We start from the raw sequence: 17,356 nt of genomic DNA on the forward strand, positions 1-17,356 counted from the left end.
TAATGATGTCATGTTGCAATATCCATATACTGTAAAATCAATCCCTTAGACAGTAATGTCCAGCCATCAAGCGCGACAAAAAGCACCAGCTTAATAGGTGTAGATATCGTCACCGGACTCATCATCATCATCCCCAGCGCCAGTAGCACGCTGGATACCACCAGGTCGACGACGACAAAGGGCAAATAGAGATAAAAACCAATTTTAAACGCGCTTTTTATTTCGCTCAGCGCATAAGCAGGTAATAACGCAAATATTGATGGTTTTTCAATTTCATCTTTGTCACGCTTTACCGTCTCGGTCTCTTCTCCATACTGACGCTTCAGTTGCGCGTTTTCAAAAAACTGAACTAACTCGCGATCTGAATATTTGATCAGATAATCGCGATAACCATCCAGACCTTCATCAACGTGTTTACTTAATGACGAAATATCATTAAAGGTGACATCTTCGTCCTCAAAATAGACGTAGGCATCATGCATTATTGGCCACATAACAAACATAGAAAGCAGCAATGCGACGCCGTTAAGCGTCATATTTGAAGGTATCTGCTGCAATCCCAGGGCGTTACGCACCATGACAAATACAATAGAAAATTTAACGAAACAGGTTCCTGACGCAATAATAAATGGCAACAGGGTGGAAAATGCCAGTAAGGCAATTAATGAGATATCATTCCCCATTACCAGACTCGCTCAGCCATTCATGGATCTCAACGCCTAAGGTGTCATTCATCTGTACCAGTTCGCCATTACCCAGCAAAACACCATTCGCCATAATTTCAACGTTAAGTTCAGCATTGGTCGGCAGTGATAATAGCTGTTGCTGCCCCATGGCTTCGAGTTCGGCGAGGGTAACGTTCTTACGATACAAAACAAATTCCAGTTTGACGGGCAATTGGTTCAAGCCAGGCAGAGTTTCTGCAGTTTCAGTTGTATTATTTTCTTCTTCGATATGTTGAATATCTAACGTTTCCACAATAATTCCCCCTTCAACACGGTTGAAATGACCTAACTTTTTCGCGTAGCAATAAACTTCCGCACGGGAAGTACGAATCAGGAGTACATCTCCGATCCCGATTCGGCCCAGCAACGAACGCTGCGTATCACTGCTACCGATTACAAAGCGCAACGGCCAACGCAGCATTTTCGGCCTGCCGCCCCCGACTGCAGGCAGTTCAGGAAGATGCTCAAACCACAGGCCGCCCCGATCGCTCATAATGTGCAACAATTTCCCTTCCGGCAGCGCGCTTCCCGGCACGGGGTTCTCTACGCATAAACGCCGACAGGACAAATGCGGCACGGGCAACTCAAACGGTCGCTCTGTTGCAGCAAGCCAGGGAACGACCAGGTGCTCAGCGCCAGCAGAAACCGCCGCCCCCGCCAGAGCGGGAGAGACATGCTCAAGCCAGTCCCCAGGTTTAATCCAGGCCGACCACCGTTTTTCTGCATCGCTCAACCGAACCCACATTCCCTGTCGCGTCGGATATTCCAGCGTAGCTTCCCGGCCATGGCGCTGGCATTCTGTCGCGGTTTGCGCCAATAGCCATTCGCGACGATCAATCTGTCTCACACGCAATGACATCAGGCGTCATCCTCCTCGCCAGATTGCTGTCTGTGCTGTTGCTGCTGCGGATTTTGTTGATCGTCTCGCGTCAGGTGCCAGCGCTGGGGATTACCGTTTTGCCATTGATCATGCAAACGATGTTCAACCTGCGTATTTGACGGTATTAACGAAAACTCCCCTGCTTGCCGCGCCTGAATATTGACGGAATAGTCATTTCCCCAGCGCTGAAAACGGTAAGTCAGCGAGCTATCCTCCCCTTTCACGCCATCGGCAGTGGGAAAAATAGTCATCATCGGCTTTGATTGCGCCGCTAAAGGCATTTTTTCATCGCCGCCGGTTAATTGGCTAAGATCGGCGATAGTGGTTGGTTGCAGCGGAAGCTGAGAAACATCTTTAACCTTTTTATGATCTTTATCGTCAGGCTTACCGGTATTGGCTGCGGCCATTCGGGCAGGTGCGACATCCCGCGCCAGCGGCGCGCCCTCTTTACGAACGCCTTCACCCGCGATGGCTTTATTATCCCCAGGCAATGCCTTGATATTATCGTCAGAGATTCCCGTGGCGTTATCGGTTACTTCACTAACGGATTCCACAGCTTTTAAATCAGCAGATAATTTTTTACCACTTACGCTTTCTAACGGCCTATTTTTAGACGATAGCAACGCTGCGGATTTATCTACTTTGGCCTCCGCAGAAATTAAACCGACAGATTTTTCAGCAGTGACTTTCAACAGTTTTTCAGCAATCCTGAGTTCGCCTTTTCCGTTATGATGCAGACCAGAAACGTTGCCATTGTGATGTTCTGATTTCGCTGGCGCGCCATGTCGCCATGCCGCCAGCAATACCGGTAAAGCCGTTTCTTTATGCATTACGAAAGCATCGCCATAGTCGCGATCTTTTTTATGATCGGAATATTCTGTCTTATGTTTTTCCACCGCTTTTTTTAATGCTTCTGATAAACCGCCAACCTCATCCTGCTGCGGCAGTAAAATGTTCCCGGATGAACTGACAGCTGACACATCGCCCATTAAATTATCTCCTCTGACTCGGCCTCTTCCTGCTGTATCTCTCGCTGGATATAGTGTCTTTTCTGACGGATTATCCAGCGTTGATAGTTCCCTTCTTTGCGCAACCAATATTTACTTTTTTTCTGAAACTCTTCCCTTTTCTTTTCCAGCTCGCTCCGTTTTTCCTGAATTTGTATAATCTGGAGTTCTAAATCTTTTATCTGCCGGCGAACAATAGACTGCTTACGTAATAACGTATAAATTTCCTCACGACTGAGCTGTCTGTTTTCTGCACGCAGCGTATCTAATAACAATTTCAGACCCGCTATTTGTTCAAGGATCGCCTCCTCCTCGGCCTGCAGCCCGCGGTCCTCATCCTGATAGCGAAGTAATATCGACTCACACTGTGAATGAAATACCGTACAGCGCCGCTGCAATACTTTAATTCTGGTCAGCGAATGCATTCATACCGCTCAACGTGTCATCAAAGGATGAATACTGCGCTACCGGCTGGCATAACCAGGCTTTCAGGCTATCCCGCATCTGCATCGCCCGATCGTTATCGATATTTTCGCCAGGACGATATTCTCCCAAGTCAATGAAAAGCTGGAGCTCTTCCAGACGCGTCATTAATTTACGCACGGCAGATGCCTGTTCAGCATGTGTCGGCGTCGTGACTTGTCCAAAAACGCGGCTTACGCTTTTCAGTACATCGATTGCCGGGTAATGTCCCTGACCGGCCAGCTTTCTGCTCAGATACAGGTGACCGTCAAGGATAGAGCGAATTTCATCCGCCATCGGGTCCGCCTCTTCCTCGCTTTCCAGCAGTACCGTATAAAAGGCAGTAATGCTTCCCTCGCTGGTCGCCCCGGGGCGTTCCAGCAAGCGGGGCAAATTATCGAATACGGAGGCTGGATAACCTCGACGGGCCGGACGCTCTCCCGACGCCAGTGCCACGTCTCGCAAAGCACGCGCATAACGAGTCATGGAGTCAATAAAAAGCACGACCCGTTTTCCCTGGTCGCGAAAATATTCCGCTACGGTTGTCGCCAGTTGCGCCGCATTGCAGCGATCGACCGAGGGGAAATCGGAAGTGGCAAAAACCAGCACGCATTTTTCTTTCTTATGCGAAGCGCGCAACATATCCACGAATTCAGTGACCTCGCGGCCTCGTTCACCGATAAGACCGATAACAAAGACATCCGCCTCCGTTTGCTCGATCAGCATATGCATCAGCATGGTCTTACCGCATCCTGCGGAGGCAAAAATGCCCATTCGCTGGCCTACGCCACAGGTCAATAACCCGTCAATCGCGCGCACACCGGTAATCAGCGGTTCACGGACGCCAACACGCGAAGCGTAAGAAGGCGGTGCGACATCAATAACGCGTTCTTCGCTAATTGGCGCCACTTCAGGGGTAAAACGCTCAACGATTTTCCCCGTCGGATCCAACACCGCGCCTAATACCGAGTATCCCACCCACGCCGATAACGCACGTCCAGTGGGATAAAGCACGACATCGCGGCTCAGCCCCTGGGCATTGCCGATAAGGCTTAGCACGGTGCGTTCCCGCTGTAAGCCAACCACCTGCGCACGTGCAACAACCTGTTTTTGGTGCCAGCCACGGCGTATTTCACACAGTTCGCCAATGGCCACATCGCGCAATTCCGCCTCAATAATTGGGCCGGTTATTTTTTGTGGGTAGGCCAGATATTGCAGTAAACGAGGTGTTTTCATCTCATTAGCGACCGACTAAAAACTTCCAGATAGTTGTAAAACCCATTCAAGGCAGTAGAGAACTTTTCACCGTCAGATAAAAAATCCGGATGCACTAAGGCTTTAAGCGTTAGCTCCCCATTCTGCTCCCCCAGTAGTAATTGCCCGCCGCGGGCAAAATGGCATCCTTCCATTATGGTCATTAAGATTTCATAAGCCCGCTGTTGTAATACCACCATGCTGTCAGCACCCAATTGCGCCCAGATCCATACATCATCGTCCTTGACGCTGATACAGATACTTGGCAATGCAAATAAATCCAGAACAATTGTTGAATGGCTATCTATTCCTCCGATGAGTGAAGGATCGCAACCACTTACTTCCAGTGCGGAACGAACTAATTCAGCGATATCCAAATGTTGCATAGATCTTTTCCTTAATTAAGCCCTTATATTGTTTTTATAACATTCACTGACTTGCTATCTGCTATCTCACCGAAAGATAAAACCTCCAGATCTGGAAAACGACCTTCAATCATTTTCTTAATAAATCGACGGACATCGACAGACGTAAGGAGGACAAGATCTTTATGTGCAATCAATAAATCATCCAACTTAAGTGTAATGAGATCCATCAAATTAGCGGAGGCTTCCGGGTCAAGGCTGAGGAAGGTACTGCCAGAGGTCTGACGGATCCCTTTGCGAATAACATCCTCAACTTCAGCAGATATCATTACTGCTCGTAATTCGCCGCCATTGGCGAATTTATGACAAATATAACGCGCCATTGCTCCACGAATATGCTCCACAAGGTTAATGACATCTTTTTCTCTTGGCGCCCACAATGCGAGCGCTTCCATAATTAATTTCATATTACGCACGGAAACACGTTCGCTTAACAAACGCTGCAAAACTTCAGATATACGTTGTACCGTGGCATGTCTGAGCACTTCTTTAAGTAAATCAGGGAATTTCGCTTCCAGTTGGTCCAGCATATGTTTTGTTTCCTGAATACCGAAATATTCATTGACGTTGCGCGCCAGCGTCACCGCCAGACAGTGGTAAAGCTCATCAAGCGCGTTCCGCAACACATAGCCAAGCTCCCGGAGTTTCTCCCCCTCTCCATGCGTTACCCAGAAATACTGACTGCTACCTTGCTGATGGATTGTTGGATTAATGCCAAAGGAAACAACTTCATCGGAATAATTTACCACTCGCATCAAATCAAAATAGACCGTAAATTGTTCAACACGGATCTCATTAATCAACAATACGATGCTGTTATCGTCCAGACCCTCGCCATCGCGTAACAATACTTCCGGCAGGCGCACGCCATAATCAATAAAGAACTGACTACGTAGACGCTCCGCAAGTTGAGCTTTTTCCAGATCTTCACGCCGGCTCTTCGGCACAAGTAATATCAACGGTACGGTTTCTGTAGAGACTTTATCGAGATCGCCAATCAGTCCCAACGACGACCCTTCTTTTTCCTCAATACTGAGCGGCTGCTCGCCTTTGCTGGTTTTAGGTTTGGCGGCGCTACGTTTTGCTTCACGGAATTTAAAATAGAAGAGTACGCTTAAAACCACCGATAAAATAACAAATACCGGCAGCGGGAATCCCGGCAGAGTTCCCATTGAAATGGTCAAAATAGCCGTAACAACCAATACAAATGGGTTGTTCAACAGCTGCGTCATGATATTCCGCCCCATATTATCGCTATCGCCATTTACGCGAGTCACGATAAAACCGGCACTAATCGCAATCAACAATGCGGGGATCTGGGCGACAAGACCATCACCAATGGTCAGCATGGTATAAGTAGACAGGGCGGAGGACAAATCCATACCATGGCGGGTCATCCCCACCGAAATACCGCCAATAAAGTTCACAAAGATAATAATGATGCCGGCAATAGCGTCACCTTTGATAAACTTCATCGCACCGTCAAAGGAACCGTAAAGCTGGCTTTCCCTTTCCAGTACGCTTCGCCGTTCGCGCGCGGCATCCGCATCAATAATACCGGCCTTCAAATCGGCATCAATACTCATCTGTTTACCGGGCATACCATCCAGAGAAAATCGGGCCGCGACTTCCGCGACGCGTTCTGAACCTTTGGTAATAACGATAAACTGAACCACGGTGACAATAGAGAAGACAACAAAACCCACCGCCAGGCTATCGCCAATAACGAATTGCCCGAACGTGGCGATAATTTCACCGGCATCGGCTTCAATCAAGATCAGACGGCTGGTACTGATCGATAATGCCAGACGAAAGAGCGTGGTAATTAACAGTACCGCAGGAAACGTTGAAAAACTGAGGATTCTGTCAATGTAGAACGACCCCATAAACACCAATATCGCCAGTACGATATTCAGTGCGATCAGGAAATCAACCAGATAGGTAGGTAATGGAATGACGAACATAGAAATGATCATCACCATTAGTACCAGAATCAGTAATTCAGGTCGTAAACGAGCACTGTTAAGTAGAGAAAGCAGCACTATAGGTATCCTGTTAATATTAAATTAAGACAGCTTTTCAATAGTACGACGCTGTTCTGCCATTTCATGCTTGTAGGCAATATCGGTCATACTACGTAACGCCATTAACAATTCTTCCTGCCAATATTCTTCATAAAAGAGTGAAGAGGGTATGGCTTTACATACTTGATAAAATATCTGCAAAAAGGATGCATGTTCTTTATGACTAAGCAATAACGCATTCAAACCTATAATATCGGCTAACAGCGAATCCACTTCATGTGGCTGTTGCAATAGCGAAAGCATCAGTAGTAGCCACGACGACTCCTCCGCATTAAACGCTTTGGTAAACGAATACGATAACAACGTACTCACAAACAGTAGATCAGCGGAGCGCAACATTTTAAGTTGCGTCAGACGTCGTAAAAGCTGGCCAAACTCCAGACGCGAACAGCTGGCGTCATTCGCGTCAATATCGGTTAATAGCGAACCCTCGATAAAATCCAGTACCACCAGTCGACGTTGATAGCCATAACTGGCTATCCAGTCAGAGTAAATCTCCACTTCATGTGATTCACTCTGGATAAATTGCCGATAGCTGGCGCGCAATAAGCCTGGTTTTAACGATAATGTTTTCCCAAAAAGCCGGGCCTTCAACGCACAATTAATCCCTGCCTTGAGGGTCTTCGGATCGGTTTGCTCTTCAACGTGCTTAAGTAACGACTCCAGCTTTTTCCGCACGATCTCTTCCAGGTCTTTACGACGAAGCAATTCGCGTAACACAAGGACTAAATCACTGGGGTCAGGAAATAAGCTACGCGCCTGACGTAAAAAATCTTCTAACGCGCCGCCATGTACGCTAATTAGCTTTAATATTTGCTTCGCCTTCGGTAAAGCCTCATCCTCCAGCACGCGTTCAAAACTGTTAGATAAATTACTGGATTTTTTTTCATAATCGCGACGGTTACGAAATTGCGCCAGCGCCGCTGACATTTCGTCCGTCGACTGGACAAATTTTTGTACTTCCGCTCCTGGAGACGAATCCTCTGCGGCCTGTTGTATTTCCGCCTGTTGCGCATCAGTATGCTGGGTCGCATCCTGATGAGATGTCTGCCGGGACAATATTCTGGAAAATGAAATACCGGAGGTTGAGCCAGGAATCATTTAATTGCCTCCTGACCTCTATCCAGATAAACACGAACCCATTTCTGTAACTTATCGTCCCCACTCCAGGCACCGCTTTGCTTCAGAATATTGTTTACCGATTCGCTGGCATCCGGCGTTAACGGGTCGACAATTTCTTTTGGTTCAATCATGAACACACGAACAACATTACTTTTATTCTTACTGGAATAACGGAACAGGCTACCAATAAGCGGTAATTTGCCTAAAAACGGAATACTTTGGACAGTATCGGTATTTGCATCCCGTGTATAACCACCGACCAGCAAACTTTTTCCGTGCGGAACTCTCGCAATAGTGCTAATTAACGTTCGCCCGACTTCGGGTAACGCATCTACGGAGGTGGTAGTATCGGATTGCGGCGTCTTATCGTTGCCATCTTCAATGTCCAGCGACATTTCTATCTGACCATCTGCGGAAAAACGGGGCAGCACTCGGATCATTGTTCCGTATGTTACATGCTCAAGCGCCACATTACGTTCCCCAATCAGCTTGGTGTAAAACGTTCTGTTGTTATCAAAAATAGCGGGAACATTTTCCTGAGTCAGTAATACCGGGCGCGAAACCACCGTCGCCTGTTTCTTCTCTTCTAACGCATTTACCGCGGCGATGAATCGACTGCCATCAAGGGTACTTATTGAAGACTGGTTTAATGACACGCCAAGTTTGTCCCCAATAGTAATGCTGCCGCTCCATGAAGTGCCCAAACGCTCCAGATCGCTTTTATTAAGATCGACAATCCACAGGGATAATTCTACGTGACGTTTGGCGACATCCAGCGCTTTAACCAGCATTTCGATAAAATGCACCTGCTCAGCCGTTCCCTTTACTAACAAACTGTTGGTATCCGGATAGGCCACGATTTTAATATTGCCCGCCGCGGCATTTTGCTTTAAAGCTTCCTGCAGACTCATGCCACCGGCATAATTTGCTGCTTTACCTTTTTCTCCATTCGCTGAAAACGCTGGCATCGCCGGGGGTTCGCTACTGACAATATTACCTAAGGGTTGCTCTTCTCCCTGCAATAACCTTTCAATGGCCGTAGCAATACCGGGAATAACCATTTTCTGATCGCGCAGATTGTAGGTACGATCGCCCACGAAGGTATTGTTCAGACGCATCACCCCTATTTTCTGGCGTCCCAGCTCAATACCATCGTTTTGCTTGTCCATCATGGTGGCGGCGTTGACCACCATATCAACATAGACGGGTGGCCCTGAAACATAGAATGTTCCTTTACGGTTATCGCCACGTAGCGGGTAATTTTTGTTATATAAACCTGAGCGTTTTAGAAAATTGTTGAACTCATTGAGTGAGACGTTGCGTAAAGAAACCACGGCATTGCGCATTTCACTGGCGTCATAAATATAGATAGCCTGCCCATCGAAATACCAAATCAGCCCCAGTTGTAGGGAAAGCTTCTCCAGTAATGCGTTAGGATCGTGAAACTCAAAGTTGCCCGTAATTTTTTTTCGTGCCGCCATTTTGCTAACAATGACAGGCTCCTTTAGCTGTAGCGCCATGGCATCGAAAAATGTCCGCAGGCTATCGTCTTTCGCAACAAACCCACTTCCCGTTACAGGTATTTTTTCACTAGAATAACCAGGTGCAACCAGAACAAGCGCGGCACATGCCAGCACTCTGGCCAAAAGAATATGTGTCTTCATTTGTCTGCCAATTGAATAATATTTGATAATTTCCGCGGCGAAACGCCGATCAGCTCTTTGATCTCACTAGAAAAATGTGAAGGCGATGAGTAACCATGATTAACGGCTAATTGGGTGATGTTCTCGTGGCCTTCTACACTATTCAGCAGCGATTGCGCCATACGCCAGTTTCGTAATTCACTCTTCGCTTTTCCGCCCAACGCTCTGCTGCACAAACGACGAAAATGGGTATAAGAAACGCCATAGTCTTCTCCCAGCATTCTCATCGTGTTGCCGCTGGTTGACTGAGCAAGTAAATAGCCAACTAACCAGTAACTCTCGCTTTTTCGTAACAGCGCCAGTACCTTATTGAAGGCCGGAGAAGGCGTAATAATTTGCTGCAAAAACCAGTACTCGCAGCGTTTACGATCTTGCCAAATAGCGCGAAACTCAGGACTCAGCAAAACCCATTTATCGGATTCAGCATATGTCGTGTCCACTAATCCTGCGCCATCGATAAATGCCAGTAATTTGCTGAGTACTTCAATTTTTAACGGTTGAAAAACCAGGTCTCCTGATACTGGTGTGACAACAGCCTGCTCGCAAAAAAGCAGCGCGCCTTCCTGAATCAGGCAGTTTTCATTGTGTCGGCCTTCAGAAAATGACATATGCAGCTTTTGCGCGGAACACGTCTGTATAAACCATGCTTCCGGGCTGCGGATTTTCCGCTTCTCTCCTTCTTTAAGTACTTCCTGCGTATTTAGCATAGTTGTCAGCACCAGTTAAAAATCATTTTAATATGTAAACAATACCGGGAGCTGGTGGCAAAATCCTGATGCAATCATTATGAAACTGATGCCACCCGCTAATTAAATTAGCCAACTTGCACAGCGCTCGCTGATTTTAAATAGAAAATCAGCTCATAGAATATAAATTCTGGCTTATTGTTCTACAGCAGCAAAAATTCAGATATTGTCATCGGGATGGAGAATTAATTATTTATATCAGGAGTTTTTTTTGCTAGCATTCCTGAAACGCATTCGCCCCCTTATAACTATTGTCAGATAACGTTCTGACGGTTGTGTAAAAACATGGCGCCTCATTCTTCTGTAGTTGGAGTTAATATGAAAAAATTTTATAGCTGTCTTCCTGTCTTTTTACTGATCGGCTGTGCCCAGGTGCCCCTCCCTTCCTCCGTGAGCAAACCGGTACAGCAACCTGGCGCTCAGGAAGAGCAACTGGCCAACGCAAATAGTATTGATGAGTGTCAGTCTCTTCCGTATGTGCCGTCAGACCTTGCGAAGAATAAATCATTATCAAACCAGAACGCTGATAATTCCGCATCAAAAAATAGCGCAATCAGCTCAAGCATTTTTTGCGAAAAATATAAACAAACCAAAGAGCAGGCGCTCACCTTCTTCCAGGAACATCCACAATACATGCGTTCGAAAGAAGATGAAGAGCAACTCATGACCGAATTTAAAAAAGTTTTGCTTGAACCCGGAAGTAAGAATTTAAGCATATATCAGACGTTACTTGCTGCCCATGAAAGACTGCAAGCCTTATAAGGCCATATCACCGTTGGCTGAACTCATCATGATATAATTAAGACCATATTTTGCATTGCCACTTAATATCAATATAATTATTATAGCTATGGTCACTTTTACGGTTGGCCATTTGTCTCTTACGTTGCATTTATCAATCTGCTTTTTGATACAGCAGCACCTCGCTGCTGCTTTTTTTATTTGCGATAAAGAACTGCCTCCCAGACTCGGGAAAATAGCCGAAACTTATACTGACAAACTATCGTCTCGTATATCGCGGTAAACTAACATCCCCCTCTTGCCCCACATGTTGGCATTCTTACGATACCCCATCCACTTTTCGCGGATAACGTTCTTTTTACCTGTGACAGCGTATTGACTACCAGGCTAGTATAGCGGCAGAAACGTCCCGATGTCTGGAATGAATGGCAAACAGTCTATAAGGTGATTGAATGGATACGACAGAAGAACTAAACGGAACCTACTTCTACCACGGACAATCGAACCTGTCAGCAGGTGAACTATTTGATGTAATTTTCCTTGAGCAATTTTGTGATGAACTTGGGATTGGCATTGAGTCAGGTGCTGCTATCCTCGCCGGGCAACCGTGGTTAAAAACCAGAACGAAACCGGGAGAGGCAATCAAAGGGACAAGTGTTATCTCCAGGTATGGGAGAATGCTTTTACGAAATGCACAAACTCCTTTCGGTATTAGAGTTCCTACACCCGTTGGTATAAGAATGCGAAAAACAAATAATCTTGCCGCAGTCATAGCACGATATGTTCCATGGTTAGGTTGGGTTGGTCTTGTGAATTCAATTTACCAGGTATCAAGGAGAACTCAGGCAAAATACAACCTAATAGCACGCCCTAAAGATCGTATACAATGGACATCCTTTTGATGGACACAATTCAGCAAGAGGTGTTAGCACTCTTCCGTGAAGAGATTCCCGGATATTTAGACAGCAATTGGAAAGAAATCCCTTTAGAACTTGATTCTGATTTATTTGAAGCTCCAGGCGATGACCTGCATGAAGCTTTGGATAAATTTGAAAAAAAATTTAATGTAGATTTATCACAAGTTAAATGGTCGTGTTATTTTCCCTGGGAGAATACTCCACTGCTTACACGATGGTTTAAATTAAAACGGGAAGATGTAGAACGAACTCGTACACCTTTAACAATCAGAATGTTTTCTGAGTCAGCGAAAGCTGGGAAATGGCTTTATGATTAGTGAAAAATATGTCGAATTAATCAGGAGTTAATTACTATGAATTTTGTTATTTGGCGCAGTATCATTAAACGATCAACCCCTTTCCTTGTTGCTGTCGTTTAAAACGCTTTATGCTACTTTATCTGCATCTGGTAGGTTATGACAACATGAGGCTTTGTTGAATAATTCAGAATCGGCCAACGATAAGGATACAGGACTCCCACCGGAGCACTCGTTATACGAGCCTGACGCTGGTCGGCATTGCCAACAACGTCATCCAGTTCAGCGCCTTGAGCATCGCCATCGCTTCACCCACCTGCGCGTCATAGTTCCGCAGACTCAGATAGCCGCCCAGCAAGGTTTTAATACGGAACATCGCTGTTTCCACTACTGAACGACGGTGATAGCCCACTTTCTTTTCCAAACCTCATTGCTGCCGCTCAGATGTTGATTTGCCACCGCGTGGTTACGCTCATGGTACTTGCCCGGCCAATATCGCGCACCGCTTCGTGGCGGGATTAATGGCCTGATTTTTTTCCTCAACAACACATCATGGCAATAGCGCGTGTCATAAGCGCCGTCAGCCGAGGCTTCCCTGATTTTACAGTGAGTCTGGCTAATCAGCCCCGGCAGTGCCTGCGTATCCGTCGTGCCGTTGAGCGGGAAAGAATGCCTTTGCAATTAATCAGGAAAGTGTTGCGCGAGAAATCGTGCATTTTTCAAGCACATCGTTTACTTTAATTAACCGATTCATAAAATATATATTATCTGTTCATTTCTAGCTTGTAGGCTATTTTAATAACTGTGTATTTTAAAGAATAAAATTAATATTACCCTATTTCTTTGTTATAATACCAGCCTCCAAAATTGTGCTATAGGAACATCATGGAATTAATCCGTTATGCTGACATCAACAGCGATCTCTATCGCCACATTTGGGTCGTTGGTGATATTCATGGATGTTACTCCTTATTGTTATCAAGACTGGCTCAATTAAATTTCTCTCCTGATACCGATCTATTGATCTCCACTGGAGATAACATTGATCGAGGAAAAGAAAACCTTGAAACACTGAAACTGTTAAATACCCCATGGTTTATTTCTGTAGTGGGTAATCATGAAGCTATGGCGCTTGACGCTTTTGAAACACAGGATGGCAATTTCTGGTATGTAAACGGTGGTTACTGGTACGACTCGGTCACCGAAAAAGACAGGCAAGAAGCCACTGACCTATTACTAACTTTTAAGCAGCGTCCTCACATCATAGAAGTTGAAACGTCCTCAAAGAAGTACGTGATTGCCCATGCCGATTATCCAGATGACAGCTACGATTATGGGAAGCAAGTTGATATTGATGGCGTTCTATGGTCACGCGATCGTCTGCTTGGTTCGTTACAGGGGAATATCCATCCAATACGCGGTGCGGATACTTTTATCTTCGGCCATATGATTGTTGACTACACAACAACATTCGCCAATCAAATCTACATTGACACAGGTTCTTTCTGTTCAGGCAATCTGTCTTTTTTTAAAATAAAGTAATCTGGAAATAGAATTATATAATATCAACCCTCCCTGCATTATGGGCAATGATATAGCCTTCAATAAATACCATTGCCCATTCGTAATAGCGTCTAAATTTCGCGTTTTTCTGCCCATTTCAGCATTAAGATCGCAGGCCAAAAAAACGAAGCCGTAATCCGACGCAGGTAGTTACTCGATCGCCTGAGAAGAGTAAAGATCGCACAGCTCCAGATACCTATCGGAAGAAAGCGCAATAACCGTGGTGGCGAAATGGATCGGCTTGCCTTCATGCAACACAATCTTGATTACAGTCTCGAGTTTGGAAGCATCCGTTTCCCTCTTAATTTTGTTGGGATTTCTCTTTGTTGCGAGCATGGTCTGAACTAATTGCCTGGCAGCTTGCCTTGTTTCGTCAATATTTGGAAAATCGAACACATTTCCAACTTTTACTTTCAAGACAGAACTTGGCTTCCTACCCTCACTGACATTACGATCTGACGAGGCTACTCTTCGCTGGATTACGTAGGTTTTTTTCGTCAAACTGGCTTTTACCCCGAAACCAGCAGGAGCTTCTCTGTGGTCATCGAAAACAATGTAGAGTTTTTGAGCTGGGTTAGCTTCGAAAACGATTTTTCCAGAGCGACTGAGTGCAGGCTTAACATTGATACTTAACTTGTTGATAATGAAAGGCTGGCTGAGAGTTGTTTTCAAAGTATCACCCCTGTTGTAGTCCAGGAATGATGAGAATGTAACCTGTCACATTTTAGGCTACAGGTGAGCTACAAATTTATGGGTTTATGTGAGTTTATAAGGGTTTTACCCGGGGCCACATGAGCACTTGAAAGAATAAAAAAACGAGTAAAATCAATATGAATGAGTCATTTGATAAGGACTTCTCCAACCACACCCCGATGATGCAGCAGTATCTCAAGCTGAAAGCCCAGCATCCGGAGATCCTGCTCTTTTATCGTATGGGAGACTTTTACGAGCTGTTTTATGACGACGCAAAGCGTGCGTCGCAGTTGCTCGATATTTCGCTGACCAAACGCGGCGCATCGGCTGGCGAACCTATCCCTATGGCGGGAATCCCGCACCACGCCGTAGAAAACTACCTCGCGAAACTGGTCAATCAGGGCGAATCCGTCGCTATTTGCGAACAGATTGGCGATCCGGCCACCAGCAAAGGTCCCGTTGAACGTAAGGTCGTGCGTATCGTTACGCCTGGCACCATCAGCGATGAAGCCCTGTTACAGGAGCGTCAGGATAACCTGCTGGCGGCTATCTGGCAGGATGGTAAAGGCTACGGTTACGCCACGCTGGATATCAGCTCTGGGCGCTTTCGTCTGAGCGAACCCGCCGACCGTGAAACGATGGCCGCAGAGCTGCAGCGCACCAATCCCGCCGAACTGTTGTATGCCGAAGATTTTGCTGAAATGGCGTTAATAGAGGGACGCCGGGGTCTGCGCCGTCGCCCGTTGTGGGAGTTTGAGATTGATACCGCCCGCCAGCAGTTAAATCTGCAATTCGGTACGCGGGATCTGGTTGGTTTCGGCGTCGAAAATGCCTCGCGTGGATTATGTGCGGCAGGCTGCCTGTTACAGTACGTAAAAGATACCCAGCGCACCTCCCTGCCGCATATTCGTTCCATTACGATGGAACGCCAGCAGGACAGCATCATTATGGATGCCGCGACCCGCCGCAATCTGGAAATTACCCAGAACCTGGCCGGCGGTGTCGAAAATACCCTCGCCGCGGTGCTTGACTGTACCGTGACGCCAATGGGTAGCCGAATGCTTAAACGCTGGCTGCATATGCCGGTACGAAATACCGACATATTGCGTGAACGCCAGCAGACCATCGGCGCCTTGCAGGACACCGTCAGCGAACTGCAACCGGTGCTGCGTCAGGTCGGCGATCTGGAGCGTATCCTTGCGCGTCTGGCGCTGCGCACCGCGCGTCCGCGCGATCTCGCCCGAATGCGTCACGCCTTCCAGCAACTGCCGGAATTGCACGCTCAGCTTGAAACCGTTGACAGCGCGCCGGTACAGGCGTTACGTAAAAAAATGGGCGATTTCGCCGAGCTGCGCGACCTCCTGGAACGCGCCATTATTGACGCGCCGCCGGTACTGGTCCGCGACGGCGGCGTTATTGCGCCCGGCTACCATGAAGAGCTGGACGAATGGCGCGCGCTGGCGGACGGCGCCACCGATTATCTCGATCGTCTGGAAATTCGCGAGCGCGAGCGTACCGGGCTGGATACGCTGAAAGTCGGCTATAACGCGGTACATGGTTATTACATTCAGATTAGCCGTGGTCAAAGCCATCTGGCGCCCATCAATTATGTGCGTCGCCAGACGCTGAAAAATGCCGAACGCTACATTATTCCTGAGCTAAAAGAGTACGAAGATAAAGTTCTGACCTCGAAAGGCAAAGCGCTGGCGCTGGAAAAACAGCTATATGACGAATTGTTTGATCTGCTGTTGCCGCATCTGGCCGATTTACAGCAGAGCGCCAACGCGCTGGCGGAGCTGGATGTGCTGGTTAACCTGGCCGAACGCGCCTGGACGCTGAATTACACCTGCCCGACATTTACCGATAAACCCGGTATCCGTATTACCGAAGGTCGCCACCCGGTGGTTGAACAGGTACTGAATGAGCCGTTTATCGCTAACCCGCTCAATCTGTCGCCGCAGCGCCGGATGTTGATCATTACCGGCCCCAATATGGGCGGTAAAAGTACCTATATGCGACAAACGGCATTGATCGCCCTGCTGGCCTATATCGGCAGTTACGTTCCGGCGCAAAACGTGGAAATCGGCCCCATCGACCGTATTTTTACCCGCGTCGGCGCAGCGGACGACCTGGCTTCCGGGCGTTCGACCTTTATGGTGGAGATGACCGAAACCGCGAACATTCTGCATAATGCCACGGAAAACAGTCTGGTATTGATGGATGAAATCGGGCGCGGTACCTCCACGTATGACGGGCTGTCGTTGGCCTGGGCCTGCGCGGAGAATCTCGCGAATAAGATTAAAGCGTTAACGCTGTTCGCTACCCACTACTTCGAGCTGACCCAATTACCGGAGAAAATGGAAGGCGTGGCGAACGTCCACCTGGATGCGCTGGAACACGGCGATACTATCGCGTTTATGCACAGCGTGCAGGACGGCGCGGCAAGTAAGAGCTATGGCCTGGCGGTCGCGGCGCTTGCGGGCGTCCCTAAAGAAGTCATCAAACGCGCGCGCCAAAAACTCCGCGAGCTGGAGAGCATCTCGCCCAATGCGGCGGCAACGCAGGTGGACGGCACGCAAATGTCGTTGCTTGCCGCCCCGGAGGAGACATCGCCCGCCGTTGAAGCGCTGGAGAATCTCGATCCGGACTCCCTGACGCCACGCCAGGCGCTGGAGTGGATCTATCGGCTGAAAAGTCTGGTGTAAACGTGTCGGGCCTGATAGCGCCGCGTTATCGGG

Annotated in this window: 16 protein-coding genes and 2 pseudogenes; 6 read left to right on the top strand and 12 right to left on the bottom strand. The window is 47.4% G+C overall.

What is annotated here, in order from left to right; all coding sequences use genetic code 11:
- Window positions 1-8: 8 nt before the first annotated feature.
- Genes spaP through invF form a run of 10 tightly spaced genes read right to left on the bottom strand, consistent with a single transcriptional unit; the run spans window position 9 to window position 10,270 of the window.
- Window positions 9-683: an SPI-1 type III secretion system export apparatus protein SpaP gene (gene spaP / locus ACLJZ5_RS13365; RefSeq protein ID WP_000526016.1), complete on the bottom strand. Its 675-nt coding sequence runs from the start codon at window positions 681-683 to the stop codon at window positions 9-11.
- Entirely contained in the window at window positions 673-1,584 is a 912-nt protein-coding gene (spaO, locus tag ACLJZ5_RS13370; RefSeq protein WP_000058734.1) for an SPI-1 type III secretion system protein SpaO, read from the bottom strand. The genes spaP and spaO overlap by 11 nt, the downstream gene beginning before the upstream one ends.
- Window positions 1,584-2,594: an SPI-1 type III secretion system protein SpaN gene (gene spaN, locus ACLJZ5_RS13375; RefSeq protein WP_001645913.1), complete on the bottom strand. Its 1,011-nt coding sequence runs from the start codon at window positions 2,592-2,594 to the stop codon at window positions 1,584-1,586. Before spaN ends, spaO begins: the two co-directional genes overlap by 1 nt.
- The gene (gene spaM, locus ACLJZ5_RS13380) at window positions 2,594-3,037 is read right to left on the bottom strand and encodes an SPI-1 type III secretion system protein SpaM (RefSeq protein ID WP_000555884.1); all 444 of its coding nucleotides are present in this window, start codon (window positions 3,035-3,037) and stop codon (window positions 2,594-2,596) included. The genes spaN and spaM overlap by 1 nt, the downstream gene beginning before the upstream one ends.
- Window positions 3,015-4,310 carry a SctN family type III secretion system ATPase InvC gene (gene invC / locus ACLJZ5_RS13385; protein WP_000856766.1) on the bottom strand — a complete coding sequence of 432 codons (1,296 nt, stop codon included), beginning with the start codon at window positions 4,308-4,310 and terminating at the stop codon, window positions 3,015-3,017. The genes spaM and invC overlap by 23 nt, the downstream gene beginning before the upstream one ends.
- Window positions 4,307-4,714, bottom strand: coding sequence for an SPI-1 type III secretion system chaperone SpaK (spaK, locus tag ACLJZ5_RS13390; RefSeq protein WP_001164066.1), 408 nt, complete (start codon window positions 4,712-4,714; stop codon window positions 4,307-4,309). Before spaK ends, invC begins: the two co-directional genes overlap by 4 nt.
- Before the next feature lie 23 nt (window positions 4,715-4,737).
- A complete protein-coding gene (gene invA, locus ACLJZ5_RS13395) occupies window positions 4,738-6,795 on the bottom strand; it encodes a type III secretion system export apparatus protein InvA (RefSeq protein ID WP_024797825.1) in 2,058 nt (685 codons plus the stop codon).
- 24 nt (window positions 6,796-6,819) lie between these two features.
- A complete protein-coding gene (gene invE / locus ACLJZ5_RS13400; RefSeq protein ID WP_000612171.1) occupies window positions 6,820-7,938 on the bottom strand; it encodes a type III secretion system gatekeeper InvE in 1,119 nt (372 codons plus the stop codon).
- Entirely contained in the window at window positions 7,935-9,623 is a 1,689-nt protein-coding gene (gene invG / locus ACLJZ5_RS13405) for a type III secretion system outer membrane ring protein InvG (protein WP_000848101.1), read from the bottom strand. Before invG ends, invE begins: the two co-directional genes overlap by 4 nt.
- On the bottom strand, window positions 9,620-10,270 hold the full coding sequence (invF, locus tag ACLJZ5_RS13410; protein ID WP_023197265.1) for a type III secretion system transcriptional activator InvF: 651 nt from the start codon (window positions 10,268-10,270) through the stop codon (window positions 9,620-9,622). Before invF ends, invG begins: the two co-directional genes overlap by 4 nt.
- 456 nt (window positions 10,271-10,726) lie before the next feature.
- On the opposite strand from invF, the gene invH reads away from it, so the two are divergent.
- From invH to ACLJZ5_RS13430, 4 genes and pseudogenes are all read left to right on the top strand, one after another.
- Window positions 10,727-11,170: an SPI-1 type III secretion system invasion lipoprotein InvH gene (gene invH / locus ACLJZ5_RS13415; RefSeq protein ID WP_024797826.1), complete on the top strand. Its 444-nt coding sequence runs from the start codon at window positions 10,727-10,729 to the stop codon at window positions 11,168-11,170.
- 431 nt (window positions 11,171-11,601) lie between these two features.
- Window positions 11,602-12,051, top strand: coding sequence for an STM2901 family protein (locus tag ACLJZ5_RS13420; protein ID WP_023233230.1), 450 nt, complete (start codon window positions 11,602-11,604; stop codon window positions 12,049-12,051).
- Window positions 12,036-12,383, top strand: coding sequence for a DUF1493 family protein (locus ACLJZ5_RS13425; protein ID WP_001555786.1), 348 nt, complete (start codon window positions 12,036-12,038; stop codon window positions 12,381-12,383). Before ACLJZ5_RS13420 ends, ACLJZ5_RS13425 begins: the two co-directional genes overlap by 16 nt.
- Window positions 12,384-12,432: 49 nt before the next feature.
- A pseudogene (locus tag ACLJZ5_RS13430) lies at window positions 12,433-12,525 on the top strand (GNAT family N-acetyltransferase); the annotation flags it as partial.
- 72 nt (window positions 12,526-12,597) lie between these two features.
- Here ACLJZ5_RS13430 and ACLJZ5_RS13435 read toward each other — a convergent pair.
- Window positions 12,598-13,022, bottom strand: a pseudogene (locus ACLJZ5_RS13435) (transposase); the annotation flags it as partial.
- 225 nt (window positions 13,023-13,247) lie between these two features.
- On the opposite strand from ACLJZ5_RS13435, the gene pphB reads away from it, so the two are divergent.
- Window positions 13,248-13,904: a protein-serine/threonine phosphatase gene (gene pphB / locus ACLJZ5_RS13440; protein WP_000420447.1), complete on the top strand. Its 657-nt coding sequence runs from the start codon at window positions 13,248-13,250 to the stop codon at window positions 13,902-13,904.
- A 171-nt stretch (window positions 13,905-14,075) separates the two neighbouring features.
- Here the strand turns inward: pphB and ACLJZ5_RS13445 are convergent, their stop codons facing one another.
- Window positions 14,076-14,597 carry a hypothetical protein gene (locus ACLJZ5_RS13445; RefSeq protein ID WP_024797827.1) on the bottom strand — a complete coding sequence of 174 codons (522 nt, stop codon included), beginning with the start codon at window positions 14,595-14,597 and terminating at the stop codon, window positions 14,076-14,078.
- Window positions 14,598-14,755: 158 nt separating this feature from the next.
- On the opposite strand from ACLJZ5_RS13445, the gene mutS reads away from it, so the two are divergent.
- Window positions 14,756-17,323 (top strand): DNA mismatch repair protein MutS, encoded by a 2,568-nt coding sequence (gene mutS, locus ACLJZ5_RS13450; RefSeq protein WP_001005807.1) that lies wholly within the window; start codon window positions 14,756-14,758, stop codon window positions 17,321-17,323.
- Window positions 17,324-17,356: the final 33 nt, after the last annotated feature.

The organism is Salmonella sp. 5800, assembly GCF_046558195.1.
Classification (GTDB): Bacteria; Pseudomonadota; Gammaproteobacteria; order Enterobacterales; family Enterobacteriaceae; genus Salmonella; species Salmonella enterica.